This is a genomic window from Streptomyces sp. NBC_00443 (assembly GCF_036014175.1).
Taxonomy (GTDB): domain Bacteria; phylum Actinomycetota; class Actinomycetes; order Streptomycetales; family Streptomycetaceae; genus Streptomyces.
On the sequence record NZ_CP107917.1, the window covers coordinates 4,462,795 to 4,485,585 of the forward strand.

A 22,791-nucleotide genomic window follows, 5' to 3' on the forward strand; every position below is an offset into this window, starting at 1 on the left:
GCGCCGAACGTGGAGCCCGTCCGATACGTCAGACGGGCTTCATGCCTGGGGGCAGACGCCGGTCATCGGGTGCGACCTGACTGCCCGGCGTCGCCCTCACGATCGTGATGAGCCGGTCCGTCAACTCCAGTGTCCCGACGTCCGGATCGTCGTATCCGAGCACCCGGTGCCCGCGTACGACGCTCACCACCAGGTCGTCCGTCTGGCGCGGGTTCTTGCCCACCTCGGCCTTTATGACCGGCCGTTCGACGATGTCGAGCCCGCTGCCCTGCTGGATCAGGTCCTCCAGCACCATGCCGGCGGCGGGGCTGAGCACCGAGAGGCCGAGCAGCCGCCCGGCCGCGCTGGCGCTGGTGATGACAGCGTCGGCGCCGGACTGTTTGAGCAGCGGCGCGTTCTCCTCCTCACGCACCGCGGCCACGATCTTCGCCCCGCGGTTGAGCTGCCGTGCCGTCAGCGTCACCAGGACGGCGGTGTCGTCGCGCTGGGTGGCGATGATGATCTTCCGTGCCTTGTGCACCTCGGCCCGCTTCAGGACCTCGCTGCGTGTCGCGTCCCCCGTGACTCCCGCGTATCCGTCCGCGACCGCCGCCTCGATCACCTTGGAACTCGGGTCGACCACGATGACCTGTTCCTTCTTCAAGCCCGTCGCGCAGACGGTCTGGATCGCCGAACGGCCCTTGGTGCCGAAGCCGACGACAACGGTGTGGTCGCGCAAGGTGGACCTCCAGCGGGTCAATCGCCATTCCTCCCGGGTCCGTTCGGTGAGGACCTCGAGCGTGGTGCCGACCAGGATGATCAGGAACAGCACGCGCATCGGCGTGATGACGAAGATATTGGTGAGCCGGGCGGCGTCACTGACCGGGGTGATGTCGCCGTATCCGGTCGTGGAGAGGCTGACGGTCGCGTAGTAGAAGGCGTCGAGAAGGTCGACGGAACCGTCGGAGCTGTCGTTGTACCCGTCATGGTCGGCGTAGACGATCAACGCGGCCGCCACGAGCAGCGAGAGCGCGATCATGACCCGCTTGGCGACCTGCCGGAACGGATGCTCCACGATCTTCTTCGGAAGCTTCACGCGATAGGTGGCGACACGCTCGTCCGCCTCGCGCGCTATGGCGTCCTGGCCCGGAAGTTTCACGTGAAACACACCTCGATACCGGCGGTGGCCCAGGGCAGGTCGAGCAGTTCGGTCTCCTGACCAGCACGGACACCGCCCGGGGGGACGACGGCGATTGCATCGGCCGCCGCCATGCCCCGCAGCATGGCCGGGCCGTGGTAGCGCAGCGGCACAGCGTGGTCGCCGCGCAGCACGACGGGGATGAGCCGGGTGTCGTACGGATGCCCGTGTGCCGCCTCGCTCAGCGGCAGCGTGTAGGGCTCCGGGGCGGGGCGTGCCGCGAGCGTGCGCAGCAGAGGTTCGGCGAGTGTGAGCAGGCCGGAGACGGCGGCGAGGGGGTTGCCGGGCAGGCCCACGAGGTGCTGGTTCTCCTTGAGGCGGGCCAGCAGCATGGGATGGCCGGGCCGCACCTTGACGCTGTCCACCAGGAGTTCGGCGCCGATGCGGTGCAGGGTGGGGTGGACGTGGTCGACGGGGCCGGCCGCGGTGCCGCCGGTGGTGACGACGAGGTCCGCGTTGGAGCCGGTGAGCGCCTTGCGCAGGGCCTTGGCGTCGTCGCCGAGTCGGCGCACGGCGGTGACCTCGGCGCCGAGTGCGCGCAGCCAGGGCGGCAGCATCGGGCCGAGGGCGTCGCGGATCAGCCCGTCGTGCGGGAGCCCTTCGGTGAGCAACTCGTCGCCGAGGATGATCACTTCGACGCGGGGGCGGGGCACGGCGGTGACGGTGTCGTATCCGGCGGCGGCTGCCAGGCCGAGCACGGCCGGGGTCACCAGGGTGCCGACGGCCAGCAGATGATCGCCCTTACGGCACTCCTGGCCGCGTGCGCGGATGTCCTGGCCGTGCTGGATCTCCCGGGTGGCGTGCAGATGGCCCTGGGCGCCCATGCGGCCGTGCTCGCTGCGCAGCACGGCGGTGGTGTCCAGGGGGATGCGGGCGCCGGTCGCGATACGGACGGCCTCGCCGTCGGTGAGCGGCTCGGCCTCGGCGTGCCCGGCCAGCACGCCCTCGTCCCGTACGTCCCAGGGGCCGGGGCCCGCGATGGCCCAGCCGTCCATCGCCGAGGTGTCGAAGGAGGGCAGATCGGTGAGGGCCGTGAGAGGAGCGGCGAGAGCGAGGCCCAGGGCGGCGTCGAGAGGGACGGAGACGGGGGCACGGCCGGCGGCCCGGGTGCCGGATCGGGCGGCCCGAGCGGCGATATCGCGGGCTTCGGGCCAGGGGGTGGCTTTGTGGTGGCCGTCCGGCTTGGCGGAGCTGGGGGCGGGCGGGGTGGGTGCGGGCACGTCGTCGCCCGGTGTGCGGTGGCCGTTGTCCCCGTTCACGAGGGCGAGCACCTCCTCGACGTCGAGGTCCTCGGCGTCCTCGTCCGCCTGGATGCCGCGGGGGGTCATCCGGCGTCCGGGCGGGTATCGGGGGTGGCGTCGGGGGCCACGTCGGACTTGGCGGCGGCCTCTTCGGCCCAGCGCAGGGCGAGGGCGGCGGCCTTGCGGGATGCCTCGACGACCGCTTCGGGTCCGCCCTCGCCGCCCCTGGCCTGCGCCGCCGCGTACCCGACGAGGAAGGTGGTCAGCGGGGCCGCGGGCCGCGCCACGCCGTGGGCGGCGTCGCGGGCGAGGTCCAGCAGCAGCTTGGTGTCGACGTCGAGGTCGATGCCCAGTTCGTCCTTGACTGCGGAAATCCATTCATCCAACACGTGCCCATGCTCCCTGATGCGTGCCCTGGCGGTGGCGATGTCGTCCCAGGTGTCGCAGTCGAAGGACGCGACGGGGTCGGGGACGCGGGTGAGTCCGAGCTTGCCGGTCAGCCGGCGCAGGGGGAGGCCGGCGAGGCCGTCCCGCCCTTGGGTGAGCGCGGCCAGTTCGCGGCGCAGCGCGGGCGCGCGGTACGCGGCGACGAGCGGCTGGTCGCGGCCGTCGGCGTCGGTGAGCAGCGCGCCGTCGGCCCCGCCGGAGCGCAGGGCGGCCAACAGCCGCCGTACCGTGCCCTCGTCGAGGAACGGCAGGTCGGCCGAGAGCACGACGACCTGCTCCGCGCCGGTGTGCCGGAGCCCGGCGTCGAGGGCGGCGACCGGGCCGCCACCGGGCGGGTCCTCACGCGCCCAGGTCACCGGCCGCGCGGTGGGCCGGGGGTCGGCGACGACCACGGTGGTGCGTGCGTCGGAGCAGGCGGCGAGCACCCGGTCGAGCAGCGGGCGCCCGCCGACCCGTACCCCGGGTTTGTCCACCCCGCCGAGCCGCCGCGCGGCACCGCCGGCGAGCACGACGGCGTCGTACGCGACGTCGTGAACAGCATCGGCGGCGCCTTGCGCGCCCGTCGGTTCGTTCGCGGTCACCCCCCGAGTATGCGTGCCTTCGCGATCACAGGGAACGCAGGGGAAGCAGCCGAAACGCGGGGGCCTCGGTCACAGCGTGCGCAGCAGCACCGCCGGGTGTTCCACACAGTCCGCCACGTACCGCAGGAAGCCGCCTGCGGTGCCGCCGTCGCAGACCCGGTGGTCGAAGGTGAGCGAGAGCTCGACGAGCTGCCGCACCGCCAGTTCGCCCTCGTGCACCCAGGGCTTGGGGATGATGCGGCCGACGCCGAGCATGGCGGCCTCGGGGTGGTTGATGATCGGGGTGGAGCCGTCGACGCCGAACACGCCGTAGTTGTTCAACGTGAAGGTGCCGCCGGTGAGTTCCGCCGGTGTGAGGGTGCCCGTGCGGCCCGCCTCGGTCAGCCGGGCGAACTCCGCCGTCAGCGACTCCGCGTCCCGCGCGTGGGCGTCCCGGACGACCGGGACGACGAGCCCTCGCTCGGTCTGCGCGGCGAACCCGAGGTGCACCTGGTCGAACTGGACGATCTCCCTGGCCTCCATGTCGACCGTGGAGTTGAGCTCGGGGAACCGGGTCAGGGCGGCGGTGGTGATGCGGGCCAGCAGAGCGATCAGGGAGATCTTCGGGCCCCCCGCGGCGTTCATCGCGGTGCGCGCCCGCATGAGCTCCGTCGCGTCGGCGTCCACCCAGCAGGTGGCGTCCGGGATCTCCCGCCGGCTGCGGGAGAGCTTGTCGGCCACGGCACCGCGGACGCCCTTGAGGGGGGTGCGAATGCCGGCGGGAGGGGCGGAAGAACGGACGGGGGGCTGCGCGGTCGGGACGGCAGCGGAGACGGCCGGTGCCGGGGTGGGCGCCACGCGCGCGTGCGGCTCCGCCGACGGCTGTGGCGTGCGCCCGTGCGCCTGGGCGGCCCGCAGGGCGTACTCGACGTCGGCCCGCAGGATCAGCCCCTCCGGACCGGAGCCGTGCAGCTCCCTCAGGTCCAGGCCGTTGTCCCGGGCGAGGCGGCGGACGAGGGGAGAAATGACCGGCACGGGCCCCTCGACCACCTCCCGAGCGGCAGCGGCGCCGTTGGCGGACACGGGCTCCACGGGTACGGCAGGTGCCGACTCCCCCGGGCGCACCCTTCTGCGCCTGGCCGGTGCCTCGGAGGTGCCGTAGCCGACGAGGACATTGCCGGAGCCCTTGTCCGAGGCCGCACCCGAGTCCTCGGACAGACCGTCGGAGGCGGGCGCGCCGACGGCCACCGTCAGCAGCGGCGCGCCGACGGGAAGCTCGGAGCCCTCCTCGCCGAAGCGGGCCGTGACCACTCCGGCGTAGGGGCACGGGACGTCGACCATCGCCTTGGCCGTCTCGACCTCGACTACCGGCTGGTCGACGGCGACGACGTCACCGACCTCCACCAGCCAGCGGACGATCTCCGCCTCGGTGAGCCCCTCCCCGAGGTCGGGGAGCTTGAACTCCAACACCTGTGCCATCAGCTCTCGGCCTCCCACTGCAGACGCCCCACGGCGTCCAGGATCCGGTCCACGCCGGGCAGGTGGTGACGCTCCAGCATCGGCGGCGGGTAGGGGATGTCGAACCCGGCCACGCGCAGCACCGGCGCCTCCAGGTGGTGGAAGCAGCGCTCCGTGATCCGGGCCGCGATCTCCCCTCCCGGGCCGCCGAACCCGCCCGACTCGTGCACGACGACCGCTCGCCCGGTCCGCCGTACCGAGGCGGTGACCGTCTCGTCGTCGAACGGCACCAGCGAGCGCAGGTCGACGACCTCCAGGTCCCACCCTCGTCCCGAGCCGCCTCGGCGGCTTCGAGGCAGACGGGCACGGACGGTCCGTACGTGATGAGCGTGGCGCTCCGGCCGGAGCGCCGCACCACCGCGCGGCCAATCGGTTCAACGCTCTGCGGCTCGTCCGGGTTCCAGGTGTCCTTCGACCAGTACAGCCGCTTCGGCTCCAGGAAGACGACCGGGTCGTCGGAGGCGATCGCGGCGCGCAGCAGCCCGTAGGCGTCGGCGACGGTAGCGGGCGTGACGACATGGAGCCCCGGAGTCGCCATGTAGTACGCCTCGGACGAGTCGCTGTGGTGCTCGACGCCGCCGATGCCGCCGCCGTAGGGGACGCGGATGGTGATGGGGAGCGGCATCCTGCCGCGGGTGCGGTTGCGCGTGCGCGCCACGTGCGAGATGAGCTGCTCGAACGCCGGGTAGGCGAACGCGTCGAACTGCATCTCCACGACGGGGCGCAGGCCGTACATGGCCATGCCCACCGCGGTGCCCAGGATGCCCGCCTCGGCCAGCGGCGTGTCGGTGCAGCGGTCCTCGCCGAACTCCTTGGCGAGCCCGTCGGTGACCCGGAAGACACCGCCGAGGGTGCCGACGTCCTCACCCATGACGTGCACGGTGGGGTCGTCCGCCATGGCGTCGCGCAGCCCGCGGGTGAGGGCCTGCGCCATGGTGGCCGCCTTGGCGGCGACGGTGGTCATCGGTGCGACCCTTCCGACTCGGCTTCAAGCTCGGCCCTCAACTGAGCCTGCTGTTCCCGCAGTTGCTGTGTGGGCTCGGCGTACACATGGCCGAACAGGTCCATCGGGTCGAGCGCCGGGTCCTGGTTCATGCGTTCGCGCAGGTCGGCGGCCATGGTTTCGGCGGCGTCCCGCGCGGCCTGCTTGCCGGCCTCGTCGAGCAGGCCGCGCTCGGTCAGCTCGTGCTCCAGGAGCGTGATCGGGTCGTGCCCGCGCCAGGTCTCGACCTCGGAGTCGCCGCGGTAGCGGGTCGCGTCGTCGGCGTTGGTGTGGGCGTCGATGCGGTAGGTGATCGCTTCGATCAGCGTGGGGCCGCCGCCCGCGCGGGCGTGCCGTACGGCGTCGCTCAGCACCTCGTGCACGGCGGCCGCGTCGTTGCCGTCGACCAGGCGGCCGGGCATGCCGTAGCCGACGGCCTTGTGGGCCAGCGACGGGGCCGCGGTCTGCTTGGCGAGCGGGACGGAGATCGCGAAGCCGTTGTTCTGGACGAGGAAGACGACCGGTGCCTGCCATACGGCGGCGAAGTTCAGCGCCTCGTGGAAGTCGCCCTCGCTGGTGCCGCCGTCGCCGACCATGGCGAGCGCGACCACGTCGTCGCCCTTGAGGCGGGCGGCGTGCGCGAGGCCGACGGCGTGCGGGAGCTGGGTGGCGAGCGGCGTGCACAGGGGGGCCACGCGGTGCTCATAGGGGTCGTAGCCGGTGTGCCAGTCGCCGCGAAGCAGGGTCAGCGCCTCGACGGGGTCGACGCCGCGTGCCACGACCGCGAGCGTGTCGCGGTAGCTCGGGAAGAGCCAGTCGCGCTCCTCGAGGGCGAGCGCGGCGGCGACCTCGCAGGCCTCCTGGCCGGTGGTGGACGGGTAGACGGCGAGGCGGCCCTGCTTGGTGAGCGCGGTCGCCTGCGCGTTGTACCGGCGGCCCCGCACCAGCTCGGCGTACAGCCGGCGCAGCAGGTCCGGGTCGGCCTTCGCGGCGGCCTCGGTGCCGAGGACGCGGTACGGCTCCGCGTCGGGCAGCAGCGGCGCGGGGTCCATGCGGGGCTGCCAGGCGGGCGGCGGCGATGGCCGGTACGCGCCTCGCTGCTCCATGACCGTCATGACGGCACCTCCTCGTGGGAGCGGCTACGGGAGGCGCAGCTCCAGTGACGCGCCTCACCTACCGATTGTTCGGTCGACGGCACATTTTGGCTACAGGCACCCTCAGGCTGTGGACAAACGGTTCTCCACAGCCTCCAATGAACGCAGTACGTCCACGGAGGGAAGGTGGGGGGACATGGCGCCTGAACAAATGGCCGAAAGCCCGGACGACGGCGCCCCCCTGCCACCGGCCCGCCCGCTCGACGCCATCGACGAGGACATCCTCCAGATGCTCCAGGCGGACGGCCGCGCGTCGATACGGTCGGTCGCCGAGCGGGTCCATGTCTCCCGTGCCAACGCCTACGCCCGCATCAACCGCCTCGTCGAGGACGGCGTCATCCGCGGTTTCGGCGCCCGCGTCAACCACGAACGCGCCGGTCACGGAACCTCGGCCTACATCACCCTCAAGATCGTCCAGAACACCTGGCGCACGGTCCGCGAGCAGCTCAGACAGCTGCCGGGTGCCTCTCACATCGCCCTCGTCGGGGGCGATTTCGATGTCCTGCTGCTGGTCCACACCTCCGACAACAGGGCACTGCGCGAACTGGTCCTCACCCGCCTCCAGGCGATCCCCGAGGTGCTCAGTACGCGCACGCTGCTGGTGTTCGAGGAGGAGGACCTGGAGCCGCAGGGCTGAGCGCGGGACCGGCGGTGCGGCAGCGCCCAGGCGGTCGCGAGCGGGACGAACCCCCAGTGGGTCACCATCGCGCGCGTACTCAGGCCGCCCGGCACGCAGGATCGGCGAGCGCGGGGGTCAGCTCGCCCGGCGCAGTCCCCCGAAGACCAGCCGCGCCACCGTGTCGGCGACCTCGCGCTCGTTCATGCCGCGGCCGTCCGGGCGGTACCACTCGACGATCGAGTTGATCATGCCGAAGACGAGCCGGGTCGCCAGCCGGACCTCCACGTCCGCGCGCACCTCCCCGTCGGCGGCGGCCGCCTTCAGCAGGGCGGCGACCTGGTGGTCGAAGTCGCGGCGCCGCTCCAGGGCCCACCGCTCGGTGTCGGTGTTGCCGCGCACACGCAGCAGCAGCGTCACGTACGGCAGGTCCGCTATGAGCACCTCGACCATGCGCCGTACGACGTACTCGAGCCGGTCGGCGGCGTGCCCCCCGCGCGCGTGCTCCTCGTCGAGGATCCCGAAGAGGCCGTCCAGCGCCCGGCTGACAGCCCGGCGCAGCAGCTCTTCCTTGCCCGTGACGTGGTGGTAGATCGACGACTTGGAGATGCCGGCCGCGCGGGAGAGGTGCTCCATGGAGGTGCCGTCGTAGCCGCGCTCGTTGAAGACCTGCACGGCGACGGAGAGCAGCGTCTCCGGGGTGTACGTGTCGCGCTTGGCGGTGGTCATGAGGTCCTGCCCTCCCGCTTGTCGGAGGCGTACGCGTGGCGGTACAGCGCGAGGGACGGCGCGTAGCGGCCGGAGGGGTCACGGAGGTGCAGGTCGTCGAGCAGGGCGTACGCCCAGTTGCGGCCGAGCCTGCGGCTCCACTCGAAGGGCCCGAGCGGGTAGTTCACGCCCAGGCGCATCGCGGTGTCGATGTCCTCCTCGGTGGCCACCCCCTTGGCCACCGCGTCGTGCGCGAGGTCGACGATCCGGGCGACCGTACGGGCGACGATCATGCCGGGGACGTCGCCGATGACACTGACCTTCTTGCCGAGCGCCTGGAAGAGGCCGGTGGCCTCGGCGAGGGTCTGCTGCGCGGTGTCCTGGGAGGCGGACAGGGCGATCCGGGTGGCCCGGCGGTAGTCGACGGCGAGGTCGAAGTAGACGACGTCCCGGAACTCCACCGACGTCTGGCCGTCGGCGAGCGCGAGCTGGCCGCCGCCGGGCAGCACCAGGCGGGTGCCGTGGTCCTCGTCCTCCTCACGCACCGGAATGCCCGCCTCGCGGATCAGCGCGAGCAGCTCGGAGGCAGGGCCCAGGTCGCCCTCGACGACGACGTAGGCGGGCTGCCGGGCCTTCTCGGCGGTGTGCGGCTCGGAGGCCTCGGCTTCGTCCGCGTAGTCGTACCAGCCGTGCCCGCTCTTGCGGCCGAGCCGGCCGGACTCGACCAGGCGCCGCTGGGCGAGCGAGGGCGTGAAGCGCACGTCCTGGAAGAAGGACTGCCACACGGAGCGCGTGACGGACTCGTTGACGTCCTGCCCGATGAGGTCGGTCAGCTCGAACGCGCCCATCCTGAAGCCGCCGCACTCGCGCAGGACGGCGTCGATGGTGGCCGGATCCGCGCCCTGTGCCTCGTAGACCGCGAAGGCCTCGGCGTAGAAGGGCCGCGCGATGCGGTTGACGATGAAGCCGGGGGTGTCCGCGCAGGCGACCGGCGTCTTGCCCCACGCGCGTGCCGTCTCGTACGCGCGCGTGGCCGACGAGACGTCGGTGGCGAACCCGGAGACCACCTCGACCAGCGGCAGCAGCGGCGCGGGGTTGAAGAAGTGCAGGCCGACGAAGCGGCCGGGGTTGTCCAGAGCGCCGCCGATGGCCGTCACCGACAGGGACGAGGTGTTGGTGGCGAGCAGGCAGTCCTCGCCGACGATGTCCTCCAGCGCGCGCAGCAGCTCCTGCTTGACGTCGAGGCGCTCCAGGACGGCCTCGACGACCAGGGAGCAGTCCGCGAGCTCGGCGAGGGACTCGGCGGGCAGCAGCCGCGCGCGGGCCGCGTCCCGGGCGGCGCCGGTGAGGCGGTCCTTCTCGACGAGCCGGTCGAGTCGCGCGCCGATCGCTTCGGCGGCGGCCTGGGCGCGCCCCGGAGCAGCGTCGTACAGCCGTACGGGGTGGCCCGCCACCAACGCGACCTGGGCGATGCCCTGGCCCATGGTGCCGGTGCCGACGACGGCCACGGGGCTGCTGAGGTCGAGTGCTGTCATGTGCGCGATCCTCCCGCACGGGGTTTTCCACAGATGCGGCGGACCCCCTTGAACCGACCGATCGTTCGGTTACTCTAACTCTGACTGGCTGTTCCTGCCCATGTTTCTGCCCAGGTCATGAGCTCGACGGAGAGCTCTTGAAACGAGGAGTTGGTCCCGCATGGCCGCCGAACTGACCGCCCACGAGCTGATCGCCAAGCACCGGCCCACCCTCGACCAGGCGCTGGAAGCGATCCGCACACGTGCGTACTGGTCCCCGCACCCCGAGCACCCCAAGGCCTACGGCGAAAACGGCAGCCTGGACGCGGCGGCGGGCAAGGCCGCCTTCGACGCCCTCCTCGGAGGGCGCCTCGACCTCGGCCAGCCCGGCACCGACGGCTGGGTGGGCGGCGAGGCCTCCCCGTACGGCATCGAGCTGGGCGTCGAGTACCCGCACGCGGACATCGACCAGCTGCTGCCCGCCATGAAGTCCGGCATGCGAGCGTGGCGGGACGCGGGCGCGGAGATGCGCGCGGTGGTCTGTCTGGAGATCCTCAAGCGGATCAGCGACCGTACACACGAGTTCGCGCACGCGGTCATGCACACCTCCGGCCAGGCCTTCATGATGTCGTTCCAGGCGGGCGGCCCGCACGCCCAGGACCGCGGCATGGAGGCGGTGGCGTACGCGTACGTCGAGCAGGTGCGCACCCCCGACACGGCGGAGTGGACCAAGCCGCAGGGCAAGCGCGACCCGCTCGCCCTGAACAAGCAGTTCACGCCGGTCCCGCGCGGGATCGCGATGGTCATCGGCTGCAACACCTTCCCGACCTGGAACGGCTACCCGGGCCTGTTCGCCTCCCTCGCCACCGGCAACGCGGTCCTCGTGAAGCCCCACCCGCGCGCGGTGCTGCCGCTCGCACTCACCGTGCAGGTCGGCCGGCAGGTGCTCGCCGAGGCGGGCTTCGACGCGAACCTGGTCGCGCTGGCCGCCGAGCGCCCCGGCGAGGGCATCGCCAAGACGCTGGCCACCCGCCCGGAGATCCGGATCATCGACTACACGGGCTCGACCGTCTTCGGTGACTGGCTGGAGGCCAACGCCCGCCAGGCGCAGGTCTTCACCGAGAAGGCCGGCGTCAACACGGTGATCGTCGACTCGACGGACAACTACAAGGGCATGCTCTCCAACCTGGCGTTCTCGCTGTCCCTGTACAGCGGCCAGATGTGCACCACCCCGCAGAACCTGCTCATCCCCCGTGACGGTATCCGCACCGAGGAGGGCCCCCGGACCTTCGACGAGGTCGTCGCCGACCTCGCCCGCTCGGTCGACGGCCTCCTCGGCGACGACGCCCGCGCGAACGCGCTGCTCGGCGCGATCGTCAACCCCGACGTCAAGGCGCGCCTGGAGGCTGCCGCCGGTCTCGGCGAAGTCGCCCTCGCCTCCCGCGAGATCGCGAACCCGGAGTTCCCGGACGCCGTGGTCCGCACGCCGGTGATCGTGAAGCTGGACGGCGCCAAGCCGGACGACGAGGCCGCCTACATGAGCGAGTGCTTCGGCCCGGTCTCCTTCGCCGTCGCGGTCGACTCGGCCGCTGACGCGGTGGAGTTGCTGCGGCGGACGGTGCGCGAGAAGGGCGCGATGACGGTCGGTGCGTACACCACCGACGACGAGGTCGAGCAGGCCGTGCAGGAAGCCTGCCTGGACGAGGCGGCCCAGCTGTCGCTGAACCTCACGGGCGGTGTGTACGTGAACCAGACGGCCGCGTTCTCCGACTTCCACGGGTCGGGCGGCAACCCTGCGGCCAACTCGGCGCTGTGCGACGGGGCGTTCGTGGCGAACCGGTTCCGGGTGATCGAGGTGCGGCGGGAGGCCTAGACCCTGAAGGCGCCCCCGGTGAGACTCCAGTGGTACAGCGTCATCGCCACGCTGGTCGCGAGGTTGTAGCTGGAGACCTGGGGCCGCATCGGCAAGGCCACCAGATGGTCGGCACGCGCGCGGAGTTCGGCCGACAGGCCGGTGCGTTCGGAGCCGAAGGCGAGGACGGCGTCGTCCGGGAGCTTGCTGCCCCGGATGTCGTCGCCTTCGGGGTCCAGGGCGAACAGCGGCCCGGGCGGCAGCTCCGCCACGCCCAGCCGCTCCACGGCGGTCGCGAAGTGCAGCCCCGCCCCGCCGCGTACGACCGTCGGATGCCAGGGGTCGAGCGTGCCGGTGGTGACGACGCCGGTCGCGCCGAAGCCGGCGGCCAGTCGGATCACGGCGCCCGCGTTGCCGAGGTTGCGCGGGTTGTCGAGGACCACGACGGGGGCGGTGCGCGGGGTGTGCGCCAGCTTCTGCAGGTTGGCGGCGCGAGCCGGCCGTACCGCCAGGGCGGCGACCGCGGTGGGGTGCGGGCGCGGCACCAGTGACGTGTACGTCGACTCCGGGACCTGCGTCAGGAGCGCGTCCAAGGCGTTCCGTACGTCCGGTGCCAGCTCGTCGGCGAGGGCGAGCGCCGCATCCCGGTCGACGGCGACTGCGACCGGGACCTCGGCGCCGAAGCGCACGGCGTGCTTGAGGGCGTGGAAGCCGTCGAGCAGCACGGAGGTGCCGGCGAGCCGGTTCCAGGAGGTCACGGTCATGCCGTGAAGCCTACGTGCGCGTGCTCGGGGTTCTCCGGGGTGCGCGGCCCCGGCACCTCCGTGCGGTCGTCATCGCGCCGGACCAGCCCCGACAGACCGCCACGCGCGCGTGCCGCCCAGCCGCCGAGGCGGCGCAGGAACGACGTCGGCAGGAAGACCGCGTCCGCCGCGATCATCGCCAGGGAGAAGAACGGCAGCCCGAGGACGACCGCGATCACGGCGTGCTCGGTGATCATCGCGGCGAGGAGGACGTTCTTGACCCGTCGGTTGAACAGCGTGAACGGGAAGGCGACCTGGACGATGACCGTGCCGTAGGTGATGAGCATCACCATCGTGCCGCTGGACGACAGCAGGTCGGCGAGGGCGGGCCAGGGCGAGAAATAGTCGAGGTGCAGCGGGTAGTGGACGGCGGTGCCGTCCTGCCAGCGGGAGCCCTGGATCTTGTACCAGCCGGCGGTCGCGTAGATCAGACACGCCTCGGCCATGATCACCAGCAGGGCGCCGTTGTGGACGATGTTGCCGATGACGTCGAGCAGGATGCGGGGCTGGTCGGTCCGCGCAAATCGGCCCACGATCCACCGCACGGCCAGGGCGAGCCAGACACCCCACAGGATCAGCGGCACGGTCAGGTCGCCGTCGAGACGGCCCGCCGCGGTCACGGCGACCAGAGCGAACCCGAGCACGCCCCACAGGGTCGGGCCGATCCGGTCCGGCCCGACCCGCTCTCCACGCGCGTGTGCCTCGCCCGCGAGCCTGGCCCTGCGCTCGTCCAGCGACCAGACCTGGCCGCAGCGCGTGAAAACGAGGTAGACGCACATCAGGTGCAGGACGTTGTCGCCGCCGTCGCCCATGAAGATGGAGCGGTTCTGCAGCGAGAGCACGCCGACCATGAAGAGCACGGACATCGTGCGGGTCCGCCAGCCGAGCAGCAGCAGCACGCTGGTCAGGACGGCAAGGACGTAGACGCTCTCGAACCAGAACGGGCTGCTCCACCAGATCAGGGCCGTGAAGGAGCCGTTCGTCCCGATCAGCTGCTGGGCCAGGTCGAAGTCCCAGGGACCGTCGGGGCCGTACATCTCCAGGCGGTGCGGAAACTCACGCAGCAGGAACAGCAGCCAGGTCGCGGTGAAGCCGATGCGGATCACGGCCGTCTGGTACGGGCCGAGGACGGACCCGGTGACCCGGGCGATGCCGGCGGAGATCGCGAGGGAGAAGCGGTTCACCGGGCGCTCCCCTCTTGCGCGGCCGCGCTGTCGGTCGCGCTGCCGGTCGCGTCGGCCGTGACCGACCACCAGGGCAGCACCCGGTAGGACGGCTTGTCCGAGACCTGCTCGCCGCTCCACTTGGGCGGATGCACGTTGGTGGTGCGGGAGCGGACCTGGACCCGTTCGAGGACGCCGCTCTCGCCTGCCGCGTTCGCGCGGTCCAGGCGCAGTTCCACGATGCGCCGCAGATACGTCTCGGACAGGGCGCCGCGCAGGCCCACGGGACGGTTCCCGGCGTCATGGGTGGCCACGAAGAAGTCCCAGGCCCGGCGCAGCTCGTTCTGCTGGGTGTGGCTGGGCAGCAGATTGCCGTCGATGGCCCGGCCGTCCTGGGCGGACAGGTCGTACCAGCCGGTGGTGCTGCGGCCGCCGTCGGCCGTGCCGACCTGGGCACGGACCTGCACCGCGATGTTCTGCTGCAGCGGGTTGGGGGCGAACAGCTTCCAGTTCTGTTCGAACTCCGGATATATCCAGTCGTCGATCGCCTTGCCGTGCTGCTTGGTGACCGTGTTCGGCGGGGCGACGTGCAGAAAGACCATGCCTATGTGGACACAGACGGCGATCGCCACGACCGCGAGGGCGAGAGCGGCGCCGATCTGGTAGCGCAGGGAAAGGGCGGCCACGCCGGTGCGGGGTTCGGCGGCCGGCAGGGCGGGAGACGGATCGACGGCGGGCGGGGCGGCGGCGTCCCGCGGCTCCTCGTCCGGCCCGTGCCGGGCGGCCGAGCCTGCGTCGTGCGCGTCCATGTAGCCCCGTTTCCCGATTCCGGTCCGTCTTCCCTCAGCCCTCGGCGCTCGCACGGGAACGGTACTCAGGCCCACCCGCCGGGCAAAGCCCCAGCCGGGCCGCCGCCGTCCACACCTTACGGGGGTCCTACACGGCCGTACGGGGCCCTGCGTGGGTCCTCCACAGAGCATTCCCTTCTTCTAGAACCTGTTCTATCTTGACGCTCCGTCAGATCGCCGTGGGTGTGGACGTGTGGAAGGGCAGGGATCGTGGACTTCACCTTCACCGAGGAGCAGCAGGCGGCGGCCGAGGCGGCGCGCGGGGTGTTCGCCGGGGTCGCGCCGGACTCCGTGCCCTCTCCCGCGCTCACGCCGGGTGCCGTCGCCGACGACTTCGACCGCGCACTGTGGGGCCGGCTCGCGGACGCCGACCTGCTGAGTCTGCTGCTCGCGGAGGAGCATGGCGGGGCGGGCCTCGACGCCGTCGCGCTGTGCCTGGTGCTGCGCGAGTCGGCGAAGGTACTGGCCAGGGTGCCACTGCTGGAGAACAGCGCGGCGACGGCGGCCGTCCAGGCGTACGGCGGCCCTCAGCTGAAGGCCGAGCTGCTCGCGCGGGCGGGACGCGGGGAGGTGGTGCTCACGGTCGCCGCGCACGGCCGCACCGGCCACGACCCGGCGGAGCTCGCGGTGACCGCCCGGCAGGATTCCGGTTCCGGTTCCGGGTGGGTGCTGGACGGGGTGCAGACCACGGTGCCCTGGGCGTACGACGCCGATCTCGTCGTCGTCCCGGCCCGTACGGCCGCCGACCGGACTCTCCTCGCGCTGGTCCCGCGCGAGGCGCAGGGTGTCTCGCTCGCCGAGCAGTTCTCGACCAGCGGGGAGCGGCTGGGGGAGCTGCGGCTGGACTCGGTGGAGCTCGCGGAGCGGGACGTCATCGACGCCGAGGGCGCGTGGGAGTGGCTGCGGGAGCTGCTGGCCACGGGGACGTGTGCGCTGGCGCTCGGGCTGGGTGAGCGGGTGCTGGGGATGACCTCGGAGTATGCGGGCAAGCGGGAGCAGTTCGGGCATCCGATCGCCACGTTCCAGGCGGTCGCCGTGCAGTCCGCCGACCGCTACATCGACCTGCGCGCGATGGAGGCCACGCTGTGGCAGGCCGCGTGGCGGATCGCCTCGGGGGCGCCGGGAGCGCTGCCTGCCTCAGGAGACGTGGCCGTGGCGAAGATCTGGGCATCCGAGGGCGTACGCCGGGTCGTGCAGACGGCCCAGCATCTGCACGGCGGCTTCGGCGCCGACGTCGACTATCCGCTGCACCGGTACCACGCCTGGGCCAAGCACCTTGAGCTGGCGCTCGGCCCGGCGGCGGCACACGAGGAGGCGCTGGGGGATCTGCTGGCGGCGCATCCGCTGGGCTGACCTTCGGATACCGGGTGCTCTGAGGGCCGTACGGTCCTTACAGGACGAAGCCCGGCTGACCCTCGTCGTTCACCACGGGACGTCCCACCGCCGCCCACACCTGCATGCCGCCGTCGACGTTCACGGCGTCGATGCCCTGCTGGACGAGGTACATCGCGACCTGCGCCGAGCGGCCGCCGGAGCGGCAGATCACATGGACGCGGCCGTCCTGCGGGGCGGCCTCGGTCAGCTCGCCGTAGCGGGCCACGAAGTCGCTGATGGGGATGTGCAGGGCCTTCTCGGCGTGACCCGCCTGCCACTCGTCGTCCTCGCGGACGTCCAGCAGGAAGTCGTCGTCCTTGAGGTCGGTGACCTCGACTGTCGGCACGCCAGATCCGAAATGCATGAGTCCGACGCTACCGGACGGCCGCGGCTACCCGACGCGGCTCCCGAGGGGAGTCCCACTACGGGCGATTTCCGACCTCTAGTCGAGCAGCGTTGCCAGTTCTGCTTCCCTCGCCTCGACCTGGGCCAGGAGCTGGTCGGCGATCTCGTCGAGGAGGCGGTCGGGGTCGTCCGGGGCCAGGCGGAGCATCGCACCGATCGCGCTCTCCTCCAGCTCGTTCGCGACGAGGGCGAGCATCTCCTTGCGCTGAGCGAGCCACTCGAGGCGGGCGTAGAGCTCCTCGGCCGGGGTCGGGCCCTGCTCCTTCGGCACCGGTCCCGAGGCCCACTCCTCGGCCAGCTCCCGCAGCAGCGCCTCGTCGCCCCGGGCGTAGGCAGCATTGACGCGCGTGATGAACTCCTCGCGCCTCGCACGCTCGGCCGGCTCCTGGGCGAGATCGGGGTGGGCCTTGCGGGCCAGTTCGCGGTAGAGCTTGCGGGCCTCGTCGCTGGGGCGCACCCGCTGCGGCGGCCGCACCGGCTGGTCGGTGAGCATCGCCGCGGACTCCGGGAACAGCCCCTCGCCGTCCATCCAGCCGTGGAACAGCTCCTCGACGCCGGGCATCGGCAGCACCCGGGCACGTGCCTCGTCGGCCTTGCGGATGTCCTCGGGGTCGCCGGTGCGGGCGGCCGTGGCCTCGGCGATCCGGGCGTCCAGCTCGTCGAGGCGGGCGTACATCGGGCCGAGCTTCTGGTGGTGCAGCCGGGAGAAGTTCTCCACCTCGACGCGGAAGGTCTCCACCGCGATCTCGTACTCGATCAACGCCTGCTCGGCGGCCCGCACGGCCCGCTCCAGCCGCGCCTCGGGCCGCTCCGCCCCGTCCTCGGCCGGGACCTGTGCCTCACCACCCTGCTCAGTTCCGCCGGCGGGCACCTCGGCTCCGCCCGACGTCCCCGCACCAGCGGGCTCGGCCTGGGACTGTTCAGCTTCCGGCGTCGTCACCCGACCAGCGTAGGCCACCCGTGCCCGGCCCTTCGTGCACTGCGGTTCCGCGCCGCCGGCCCGGGCCCTTCGCACAGTCGACCTGGGCCCGTCGTGTCGTGCCCTGCGGCGCCGGCCCGCCGCCCCCGTGGGGCCGGGCCCACGTGCCCAGCGGTTCCTCCGCCGACTCGGACTCTGCGCCTCACCCGGGCTGGGCTCGTCGTGTCGTGCCCTGCGGGTCCGGCCCGCCGCGCCCATGGGCCAGGCCCTCGTGCCCAGCGGTTCCGCTCCGCCGACTCGGACTCTGCGCCCCACCCGGGCTGGGCTCGTCGTGTCGTGCCCTGCGGTTCCGGCCCGCCGCGCCCATGGGCCAAGCCCTCGTGCCCAGCGGTTCCGCTCCGCCGACTCGGACTCTGCGCCCCACCCGGCCTGGCCCTCATGCCCTGCGGTTCCGCTCCGCCGACTCCGGGCCTCATCTCAGTAGGCCCGGAGCATCCGTGCCCTGTGGCTCCGCGGCGGACCCGGCCCCTCGCGCTGGCGGCCCGGGACCTTCGCCCCGTAGGCCCGGACCCTCACTCTCTCCTGCGCGTCCCGGTGGGTCCGGCTCTGCGCCCCGATGGGCCCGGACCTTCACCCTCCGGCCCTCCCCGCCGGGCCACAGGCCTCGGAAGACCCGACGGCCACCGCCCCCGCCACGAGATCCCGACTCATCGCGGCAGTCGGGTCGATCACGTCGGTTGGCTCACCGGCCCGCCGGGCCCATCGCCGATCCCCGCCAAGGGTGACGTACCTCACCGAGCCCTCCCCGCGAAGCAATCGCCGCCCCTCACACCCCCGTCTCCGCCGCGATCCGCCCCGCCCGTACCGCCGACACCAGGGCGGTGTGGTCCGCCTCCGTGCGGTCGGCGTAGGTGACGGCGAATGCGGCGATCGCCTCATCCAGTTCCTCGTTCTTGCCGCAGTAGCCGGAGACCAGGCGGGGGTCGGCGCTGTGGGAGTGGGCACGGGCCAGGAGAGCGCCGGTCATGCGGGCGTAGTCGTCTATCTGGTCGGCGGCCAGGGCGGCCGGGTCTACGCTGCCCTTGCGGTTGCGGAACTGGCGTACCTGGAAAGGCCGGCCCTCGACCGTCGTCCAGCCCAGCAGGATGTCGCTGACCACCTGCATCCGCTTCTGGCCGAGCACCACGCGCCGCCCCTCGTGCTCCGGGTCCGGCACCTCGAAGCCGGCCGTCACCAGGTGCGGGACGAGGGCCGAAGGGCGGACCTCCTTCACCTGGAGGACCAGTGACTCGCCCCGGTGGTCCAGGAGCAGGACGACGTACGAGCGGGTGCCCACGCTGCCCGTGCCCACCACGCGGAACGCCACGTCGTGCACCGCGTGCCGGGAGAGCAGGGGGTGACGGTCCTCGGACAGCGTGCTGAGGTAGCTCTCCAGCGACGAAGCGACCGCCGCCGCCTCCGCGTCCGGAACCCGGCGCAGCACCGGCGGGGCGTCGACGAACCGGCGGCCACCGTCCCCGGCCGGCTCCGTCGACTTCGCCGCGAAGCGCCCGCTGGTGTTGCCCCGCGCCTTCTCCGCGACCCGCTCCAGCGTGCCGATCAGGTCATGGGCGTCGGTGTGGGAGACCAGCTCCTCGTCCGCGATCGCGTTCCACGCGTCCAGCACCGGGAGCTTGGCCAGCAGCCGCATGGTGCGCCTGTAGGCACCCACCGTGTCGTGCGCCGCCTTGCGGCACGCGTCCTCGTCCGCGCCCGCCTCCCGGCCCGCGAGCACGAGCGAGGTGGCGAGCCGCTTGAGGTCCCACTCCCAGGGGCCGTACAGCGTCTCGTCGAAGTCGTTCAGGTCGATGACCAGGCCGCCACGCGCGTCGCCGTACAGGCCGAAGTTCGCCGCGTGCGCGTCACCGCAGATCTGGGCGCGGATCCGGGTCATGGGAGTGCGGGCGAGGTCGTACGCCATGAGCCCCGCCGAGCCGCGCAGGAACGCGAAGGGCGTCGCCGCCATCCGGCCGACCCTCATCGGCGTGAGCTCGGGGAGCCGGCCGAGGTTGGACTCCTCGACTGCGGCCACGGCGTCGGGACGGGCGGCGTCGAGGTCGAGAATCGCGTGGTCACCGCGCGGCACCCGCCTGCGCAGTGCCTTGCCGTCCTCCTTGGGCGATCCGCCGCCGGGCCACTCGGCGAAGCCGCGCACGCCGGGCAGCCGACGCACGGCGGAATCCGACGACGACTCCGATGCCACCGCGGCCACCTGCGCCGTAGCCTCCGCACCGACCTCGGTCATACCGACCGCCTCCCCCGCTCACGCACGAACATCAACTCGTGCCGACGTTACAGCCGGTGGCCGAAACGCGTCAGACCCTGTGGACAACTCCGCGGTTGTGGAAAACACCGCTCGGCCTGCGGCCGGCGAGCGCCGTAGCGCCGTAGCGCCGTAGCGCCTGGCGAGGGTGACGCGATCGATCTGCCTCAGCAGGTCTCGGGCGGCCCCACGCCATCCGCCAAGTGCTCCTGCGCCCACAGCCCCAGCGCGGTGAGCGCAGGCTCCAGCGCGGCGCCCGCCTCCGTCAGCCGGTACACCACCCGCAGCGGCGGCCCCTCGTACACCTCGCGCACCACCAGTCCAGCGGCGGCGAGTTCGGTCAGCCGGTCGGAGAGCATGCGCTCGCTGATGCCGGGAATCGCCCGGCGCAGGGCGACGAAGTACGCAGGCCCCGCGGTCAGGACGGACACGATCGGGCCGGTCCAGCGCTTGCCGAGCAGTTGGAAGACACGGGTGATGCCCTCGTCGACCCGTTTGCACGCCGATACGTCGTGACTCTGCTCACCCGCCATGCCCTTCAGGGTACTGCCCTGCGGTACGGGGATGAAAAAAAGTAAGTGACTGTGCTATCCATAGTCGTGTACGAATACTTAGTAACTGCGGGAAGGTGCGCCCAGCTCCCTGCCCGCTTGCCATCCGCTTTCGTCCCTCTGGAGACCCCCATGGCAACGCTCCTGCACATCGACTCCTCGGTCTTCCCGGCCGACGCCTCCTCCTCCCGCGCCGTCGCCGACGCCTTCCGCCGCACGTGGCAGGAACAGCACCCCGAGGGCACGGTGATCCACCGCGACCTGGCCTTGAACCCGGTGCCGCACATCTCCGCCCACGCCCACACCGCCGGCTTCGCCGATCCGGCCACGCACACGCCCGAGCAGGCCGCCGCCTTCGCCGAGCGCGTGACGCTGATCGAGGAACTGGAGCGTGCGGACGCCGTGCTGATCGGCGCCCCGATGTACAACCTGACGGTCCCGTCGACGCTGAAGGCCTGGCTGGACCAGGTGGTCCTGTTCGGCCGTACCGCGGGCGACGCCCAGTCGGTCAAGGGCATCCCGGTCACCGTCGTGGCCAGCCGCGGCGGCGCGTACGGGCCGGGCACTCCGCGCGAGGGCTACGAGTACGTGCAGAACTACCTGTCGGCGGTCCTGGCCGACTTCCTGGGCGCCGACCTCGAGTTCATCGTTCCGGAGCTCACGATGGCCCCGGCCAACCCGGAGATGGCCGACCTGGTCCCCCTCTTCGAGGCCTCCCGCGAGCGCGCCCTGGACGAGGCCGCCGCGAGGGCGAAGCAGCTGGCCCAGCGGCACGCGGCGTAGCCACGTCGTGCGCGGCCGAAGGGCACTCGCGCCAGCAGCCGCCCGCCGCCTGGCGCCTGGCGTATGCCGCATTGCCGTCCGTCACGCGCGCCTCGGAGAACCCGTCCCGGCGAAGGAGCCCCTACGCGCGCGTGGCGGTGCGCAGCGCCGGGAAGCCGCTACGACGCCGAGTACGAGACGCCGAGTACGACACGAATACGACGGCCAATCCGCGCCGACCGAGGCACGTCTCTCAACGCCTCAATGGTTCACAGCCACGAGCCACCGGTCACGCGCGATCCGTCACGGGCCGTCGCCGACACCCTGCAACGGAAACAACCGACACAGCGGTCGAGGACCCCGGCCCCTCTCCCGCCGAGTGCTGTCCCACCGACGGCAGACACAGCGCCACCACCAGCCCGACCACCGCGAGCACGGTGACCCGCACCAGATGCACGTCCCGGCGCTCGGGCACTCTCCTCAGGGGAGCACCCCAGCACCCCGCCCCTCACCCACGTCCACGTCCGGCCCCCACCAACCGCGCCGCTTGACGAGCTGCCGGCACCAGGTCCGCCCTACGGAACCAGGCAGCCAGCACCAGCGGATAGACCAGGTACCCGAACCGCGTCGCCGGGATCAGGCACATCGCCAGCCCCAGCCCGAGTGCCAGCCGGTCCGCAGCCGCAATGACGGTCCTGGGCGGACGTACCGCCAACGACACCGCGACCCCGGCCGCGGCGGCCACGAGCCCGGCCATGGCCAGGACGGATCCGCCGGGGACGTACGTGGCCAGCAGGTACCCCGGCAGCGGGCTGGCCGCCGGTGAGTGCACCCCGCCCTCGCCGAGCGGGAAGAGCACCACGTGCTCGACGAAGGCATGCGGATCGGCCGAGGCCACCGGCACCACGGCCAGGGCGGCCACCAGTACGGCGACGGCTCCGGCCCGTATCGCCGACCGCCGCCCCCCGCCGTCGCCGCGAGCAGCACCAGCCCCACCGGCAGCAGCGGCCAGGCCGTCCACTTCAGTGCGGCCGCGGCCCCCATCGCGAGCCCCGCCGCCGTACCGGACCCGCCCCGGCCCGCCAGCGCCAGCCCGAGGCACATCAGCCCGATCACCGGCAGATCGACACCGCCGACGGCCAGCGGGAGCGCCACCGCGGGGAAGGACGCGAGAAGGAGCACGGCGTTCGGGCTCGCCTTCCCACCACTGGAATTCCCACCGCTCGAAGCCGCTCTCCCCGAAGCCGTTCCACCCGAAATCCCGCCCCGCAACAGGCGGTTGAGATCGGCCCGCCGCGCGGCAACGAGCATGCTCGCCAGGAACACCCCGCAGAACCACACCCGGGCATCCGCGAGCGGCGTGCCGCCGAACAGCGTGTGGGGTATCCCGAAGATCGCCATGCCCGGCAGGTAGGGGTTGTAGTCGTCGACGCCGGCCGGATGCGGCACGTAGGGGCTGCCGGAGTCCAACAGCAGGGCGCCCGAGTGCTCGACCACCTGCACCTCCGACTGCGCGGCACCCGCCGCGATCATCAGCGTCAGCGGGACGACGGATCCGATCAGCGCGGCGACCGCACCGCGTTCACCCCAAGGGCGCGGTGATCTACGGGCGAGCTGCGCGGCGACGGCGTACCCGACGGCGGCGCAGAGGCCCCAGATCCGGTGCGGGGTGAGGGTCGTGACCAGGGCCAGCGACAGCGCGAAGGCCGCGCATCCGGTCCAGAACAGCACGTCGCGGCGAACGCGGGGAGCCCGGCGGGACCTTTCACGGCCACTCCGGACGGGCACCTGCGGCACGGGGGCGAGGACAGGGCCGCCGCCGGACCGGACTCCGGCAACGAAAGAGAGGGAGTCGGGTGGCATCGGCGGGCTCCTGGAGAAAGGGGATCCCCAAT

19 protein-coding genes and 1 pseudogene are annotated in these 22,791 nt (G+C 72.3%); 4 read left to right on the forward strand and 16 right to left on the reverse strand.

The genetic code is table 11. The annotated features are described in order from the left end of the window. Positions 1-28 precede the first annotated feature (28 nt). The 6 genes and pseudogenes from OHO27_RS19970 to pdhA all read right to left on the reverse strand — a co-directional run bounded on the left by OHO27_RS19970 (position 29) and on the right by pdhA (position 7,040). Positions 29-1,138 carry a potassium channel family protein gene (locus OHO27_RS19970; RefSeq protein ID WP_328425811.1) on the reverse strand — a complete coding sequence of 370 codons (1,110 nt, stop codon included), beginning with the start codon at positions 1,136-1,138 and terminating at the stop codon, positions 29-31. Then, on the reverse strand, positions 1,135-2,505 hold the full coding sequence (locus tag OHO27_RS19975; RefSeq protein ID WP_328425812.1) for a molybdopterin molybdotransferase MoeA: 1,371 nt from the start codon (positions 2,503-2,505) through the stop codon (positions 1,135-1,137). Before OHO27_RS19975 ends, OHO27_RS19970 begins: the two co-directional genes overlap by 4 nt. Beyond that, on the reverse strand, positions 2,502-3,446 hold the full coding sequence (locus OHO27_RS19980) for an NTP transferase domain-containing protein (protein WP_328425813.1): 945 nt from the start codon (positions 3,444-3,446) through the stop codon (positions 2,502-2,504). The genes OHO27_RS19975 and OHO27_RS19980 overlap by 4 nt, the downstream gene beginning before the upstream one ends. Positions 3,447-3,515: 69 nt before the next feature. Beyond that, positions 3,516-4,904 carry a dihydrolipoamide acetyltransferase family protein gene (locus tag OHO27_RS19985; protein ID WP_328425814.1) on the reverse strand — a complete coding sequence of 463 codons (1,389 nt, stop codon included), beginning with the start codon at positions 4,902-4,904 and terminating at the stop codon, positions 3,516-3,518. Further along, positions 4,904-5,907, reverse strand: a pseudogene (locus tag OHO27_RS19990) (alpha-ketoacid dehydrogenase subunit beta). Before OHO27_RS19990 ends, OHO27_RS19985 begins: the two are co-directional and overlap by 1 nt. After that, complete coding sequence (gene pdhA / locus OHO27_RS19995) at positions 5,904-7,040, reverse strand: pyruvate dehydrogenase (acetyl-transferring) E1 component subunit alpha (protein WP_328425816.1); 1,137 nt, start codon at positions 7,038-7,040, stop codon at positions 5,904-5,906. The pseudogene OHO27_RS19990 and the gene pdhA overlap by 4 nt, the downstream one beginning before the upstream one ends. A 190-nt stretch (positions 7,041-7,230) precedes the next feature. Here pdhA and OHO27_RS20000 point away from each other — a divergent pair, with 190 nt between their 5' ends. Next, a complete protein-coding gene (locus OHO27_RS20000) occupies positions 7,231-7,716 on the forward strand; it encodes an Lrp/AsnC family transcriptional regulator (RefSeq protein WP_328430493.1) in 486 nt (161 codons plus the stop codon). 117 nt (positions 7,717-7,833) lie between these two features. On the opposite strand, the gene OHO27_RS20005 is transcribed toward OHO27_RS20000, so the two are convergent. Together OHO27_RS20005 and OHO27_RS20010 are read right to left on the reverse strand one after the other, a co-directional pair. Then, on the reverse strand, positions 7,834-8,424 hold the full coding sequence (locus OHO27_RS20005) for a TetR/AcrR family transcriptional regulator (protein WP_328425818.1): 591 nt from the start codon (positions 8,422-8,424) through the stop codon (positions 7,834-7,836). Further along, positions 8,421-9,938 (reverse strand): 3-hydroxyacyl-CoA dehydrogenase, encoded by a 1,518-nt coding sequence (locus OHO27_RS20010; protein WP_328425820.1) that lies wholly within the window; start codon positions 9,936-9,938, stop codon positions 8,421-8,423. Before OHO27_RS20010 ends, OHO27_RS20005 begins: the two co-directional genes overlap by 4 nt. A gap of 160 nt (positions 9,939-10,098) precedes the next feature. On the opposite strand from OHO27_RS20010, the gene paaN reads away from it, so the two are divergent. Next, a complete protein-coding gene (gene paaN, locus OHO27_RS20015; protein ID WP_328425822.1) occupies positions 10,099-11,790 on the forward strand; it encodes a phenylacetic acid degradation protein PaaN in 1,692 nt (563 codons plus the stop codon). Here the strand turns inward: paaN and OHO27_RS20020 are convergent. The 3 genes from OHO27_RS20020 to OHO27_RS20030 are packed head-to-tail and all read right to left on the reverse strand — an operon-like array spanning position 11,787 to position 14,544. Then, the gene (locus OHO27_RS20020; RefSeq protein WP_328425824.1) at positions 11,787-12,533 is read right to left on the reverse strand and encodes a TrmH family RNA methyltransferase; all 747 of its coding nucleotides are present in this window, start codon (positions 12,531-12,533) and stop codon (positions 11,787-11,789) included. The two genes, paaN and OHO27_RS20020, sit on opposite strands and share 4 nt — an antisense overlap. Then, positions 12,530-13,756: an HTTM domain-containing protein gene (locus OHO27_RS20025; protein WP_328425826.1), complete on the reverse strand. Its 1,227-nt coding sequence runs from the start codon at positions 13,754-13,756 to the stop codon at positions 12,530-12,532. The genes OHO27_RS20020 and OHO27_RS20025 overlap by 4 nt, the downstream gene beginning before the upstream one ends. Further along, entirely contained in the window at positions 13,753-14,544 is a 792-nt protein-coding gene (locus tag OHO27_RS20030) for a DUF5819 family protein (RefSeq protein WP_328425828.1), read from the reverse strand. The genes OHO27_RS20025 and OHO27_RS20030 overlap by 4 nt, the downstream gene beginning before the upstream one ends. Positions 14,545-14,793: 249 nt before the next feature. Here OHO27_RS20030 and OHO27_RS20035 point away from each other — a divergent pair, with 249 nt between their 5' ends. Then, complete coding sequence (locus OHO27_RS20035; RefSeq protein WP_328425830.1) at positions 14,794-15,936, forward strand: acyl-CoA dehydrogenase family protein; 1,143 nt, start codon at positions 14,794-14,796, stop codon at positions 15,934-15,936. Positions 15,937-15,973: 37 nt separating this feature from the next. On the opposite strand, the gene OHO27_RS20040 is transcribed toward OHO27_RS20035, so the two are convergent. The 4 genes from OHO27_RS20040 to OHO27_RS20055 form a co-directional block, all read right to left on the reverse strand. Further along, positions 15,974-16,303, reverse strand: a complete 330-nt coding sequence (locus OHO27_RS20040; RefSeq protein WP_328430494.1) for a rhodanese-like domain-containing protein — start codon at positions 16,301-16,303, stop codon at positions 15,974-15,976. Between the two features lie 96 nt (positions 16,304-16,399). Beyond that, the gene (locus OHO27_RS20045; RefSeq protein ID WP_328425832.1) at positions 16,400-17,302 is read right to left on the reverse strand and encodes a J domain-containing protein; all 903 of its coding nucleotides are present in this window, start codon (positions 17,300-17,302) and stop codon (positions 16,400-16,402) included. 805 nt (positions 17,303-18,107) lie between these two features. Next, positions 18,108-19,565, reverse strand: a complete 1,458-nt coding sequence (locus OHO27_RS20050) for a DUF2252 domain-containing protein (protein WP_328425834.1) — start codon at positions 19,563-19,565, stop codon at positions 18,108-18,110. Positions 19,566-19,750: 185 nt separating this feature from the next. After that, entirely contained in the window at positions 19,751-20,116 is a 366-nt protein-coding gene (locus OHO27_RS20055) for a winged helix-turn-helix transcriptional regulator (protein WP_328425838.1), read from the reverse strand. A 150-nt stretch (positions 20,117-20,266) separates the two neighbouring features. Between OHO27_RS20055 and OHO27_RS20060 the strand changes: the two genes are divergently transcribed. Beyond that, positions 20,267-20,917, forward strand: a complete 651-nt coding sequence (locus tag OHO27_RS20060) for an FMN-dependent NADH-azoreductase (RefSeq protein WP_328425840.1) — start codon at positions 20,267-20,269, stop codon at positions 20,915-20,917. 615 nt (positions 20,918-21,532) lie between these two features. Here the strand turns inward: OHO27_RS20060 and OHO27_RS20065 are convergent. Further along, positions 21,533-22,627 carry a hypothetical protein gene (locus OHO27_RS20065; protein ID WP_328425842.1) on the reverse strand — a complete coding sequence of 365 codons (1,095 nt, stop codon included), beginning with the start codon at positions 22,625-22,627 and terminating at the stop codon, positions 21,533-21,535. Positions 22,628-22,791: the final 164 nt, after the last annotated feature.

What these genes read in the sequence shown, in the direction of transcription:
- OHO27_RS20005 (WP_328425818.1), bottom strand. Translation starts at nt 8,424, where the DNA reads ATGACCACCGCCAAGCGCGACACGTACACCCCGGAGACGCTGCTCTCC.
- OHO27_RS20050 (WP_328425834.1), bottom strand. Translation starts at nt 19,565, where the DNA reads ATGACCGAGGTCGGTGCGGAGGCTACGGCGCAGGTGGCCGCGGTGGCA.
- OHO27_RS20000 (WP_328430493.1), top strand. Translation starts at nt 7,231, where the DNA reads ATGGCCGAAAGCCCGGACGACGGCGCCCCCCTGCCACCGGCCCGCCCG.
- OHO27_RS20055 (WP_328425838.1), bottom strand. Translation starts at nt 20,116, where the DNA reads ATGGCGGGTGAGCAGAGTCACGACGTATCGGCGTGCAAACGGGTCGAC.
- OHO27_RS20060 (WP_328425840.1), top strand. Translation starts at nt 20,267, where the DNA reads ATGGCAACGCTCCTGCACATCGACTCCTCGGTCTTCCCGGCCGACGCC.
- OHO27_RS19985 (WP_328425814.1), bottom strand. Translation starts at nt 4,904, where the DNA reads ATGGCACAGGTGTTGGAGTTCAAGCTCCCCGACCTCGGGGAGGGGCTC.
- OHO27_RS19975 (WP_328425812.1), bottom strand. Translation starts at nt 2,505, where the DNA reads ATGACCCCCCGCGGCATCCAGGCGGACGAGGACGCCGAGGACCTCGAC.
- OHO27_RS20010 (WP_328425820.1), bottom strand. Translation starts at nt 9,938, where the DNA reads ATGACAGCACTCGACCTCAGCAGCCCCGTGGCCGTCGTCGGCACCGGC.
- OHO27_RS20020 (WP_328425824.1), bottom strand. Translation starts at nt 12,533, where the DNA reads ATGACCGTGACCTCCTGGAACCGGCTCGCCGGCACCTCCGTGCTGCTC.
- pdhA (WP_328425816.1), bottom strand. Translation starts at nt 7,040, where the DNA reads ATGACGGTCATGGAGCAGCGAGGCGCGTACCGGCCATCGCCGCCGCCC.
- OHO27_RS20030 (WP_328425828.1), bottom strand. Translation starts at nt 14,544, where the DNA reads ATGGACGCGCACGACGCAGGCTCGGCCGCCCGGCACGGGCCGGACGAG.
- paaN (WP_328425822.1), top strand. Translation starts at nt 10,099, where the DNA reads ATGGCCGCCGAACTGACCGCCCACGAGCTGATCGCCAAGCACCGGCCC.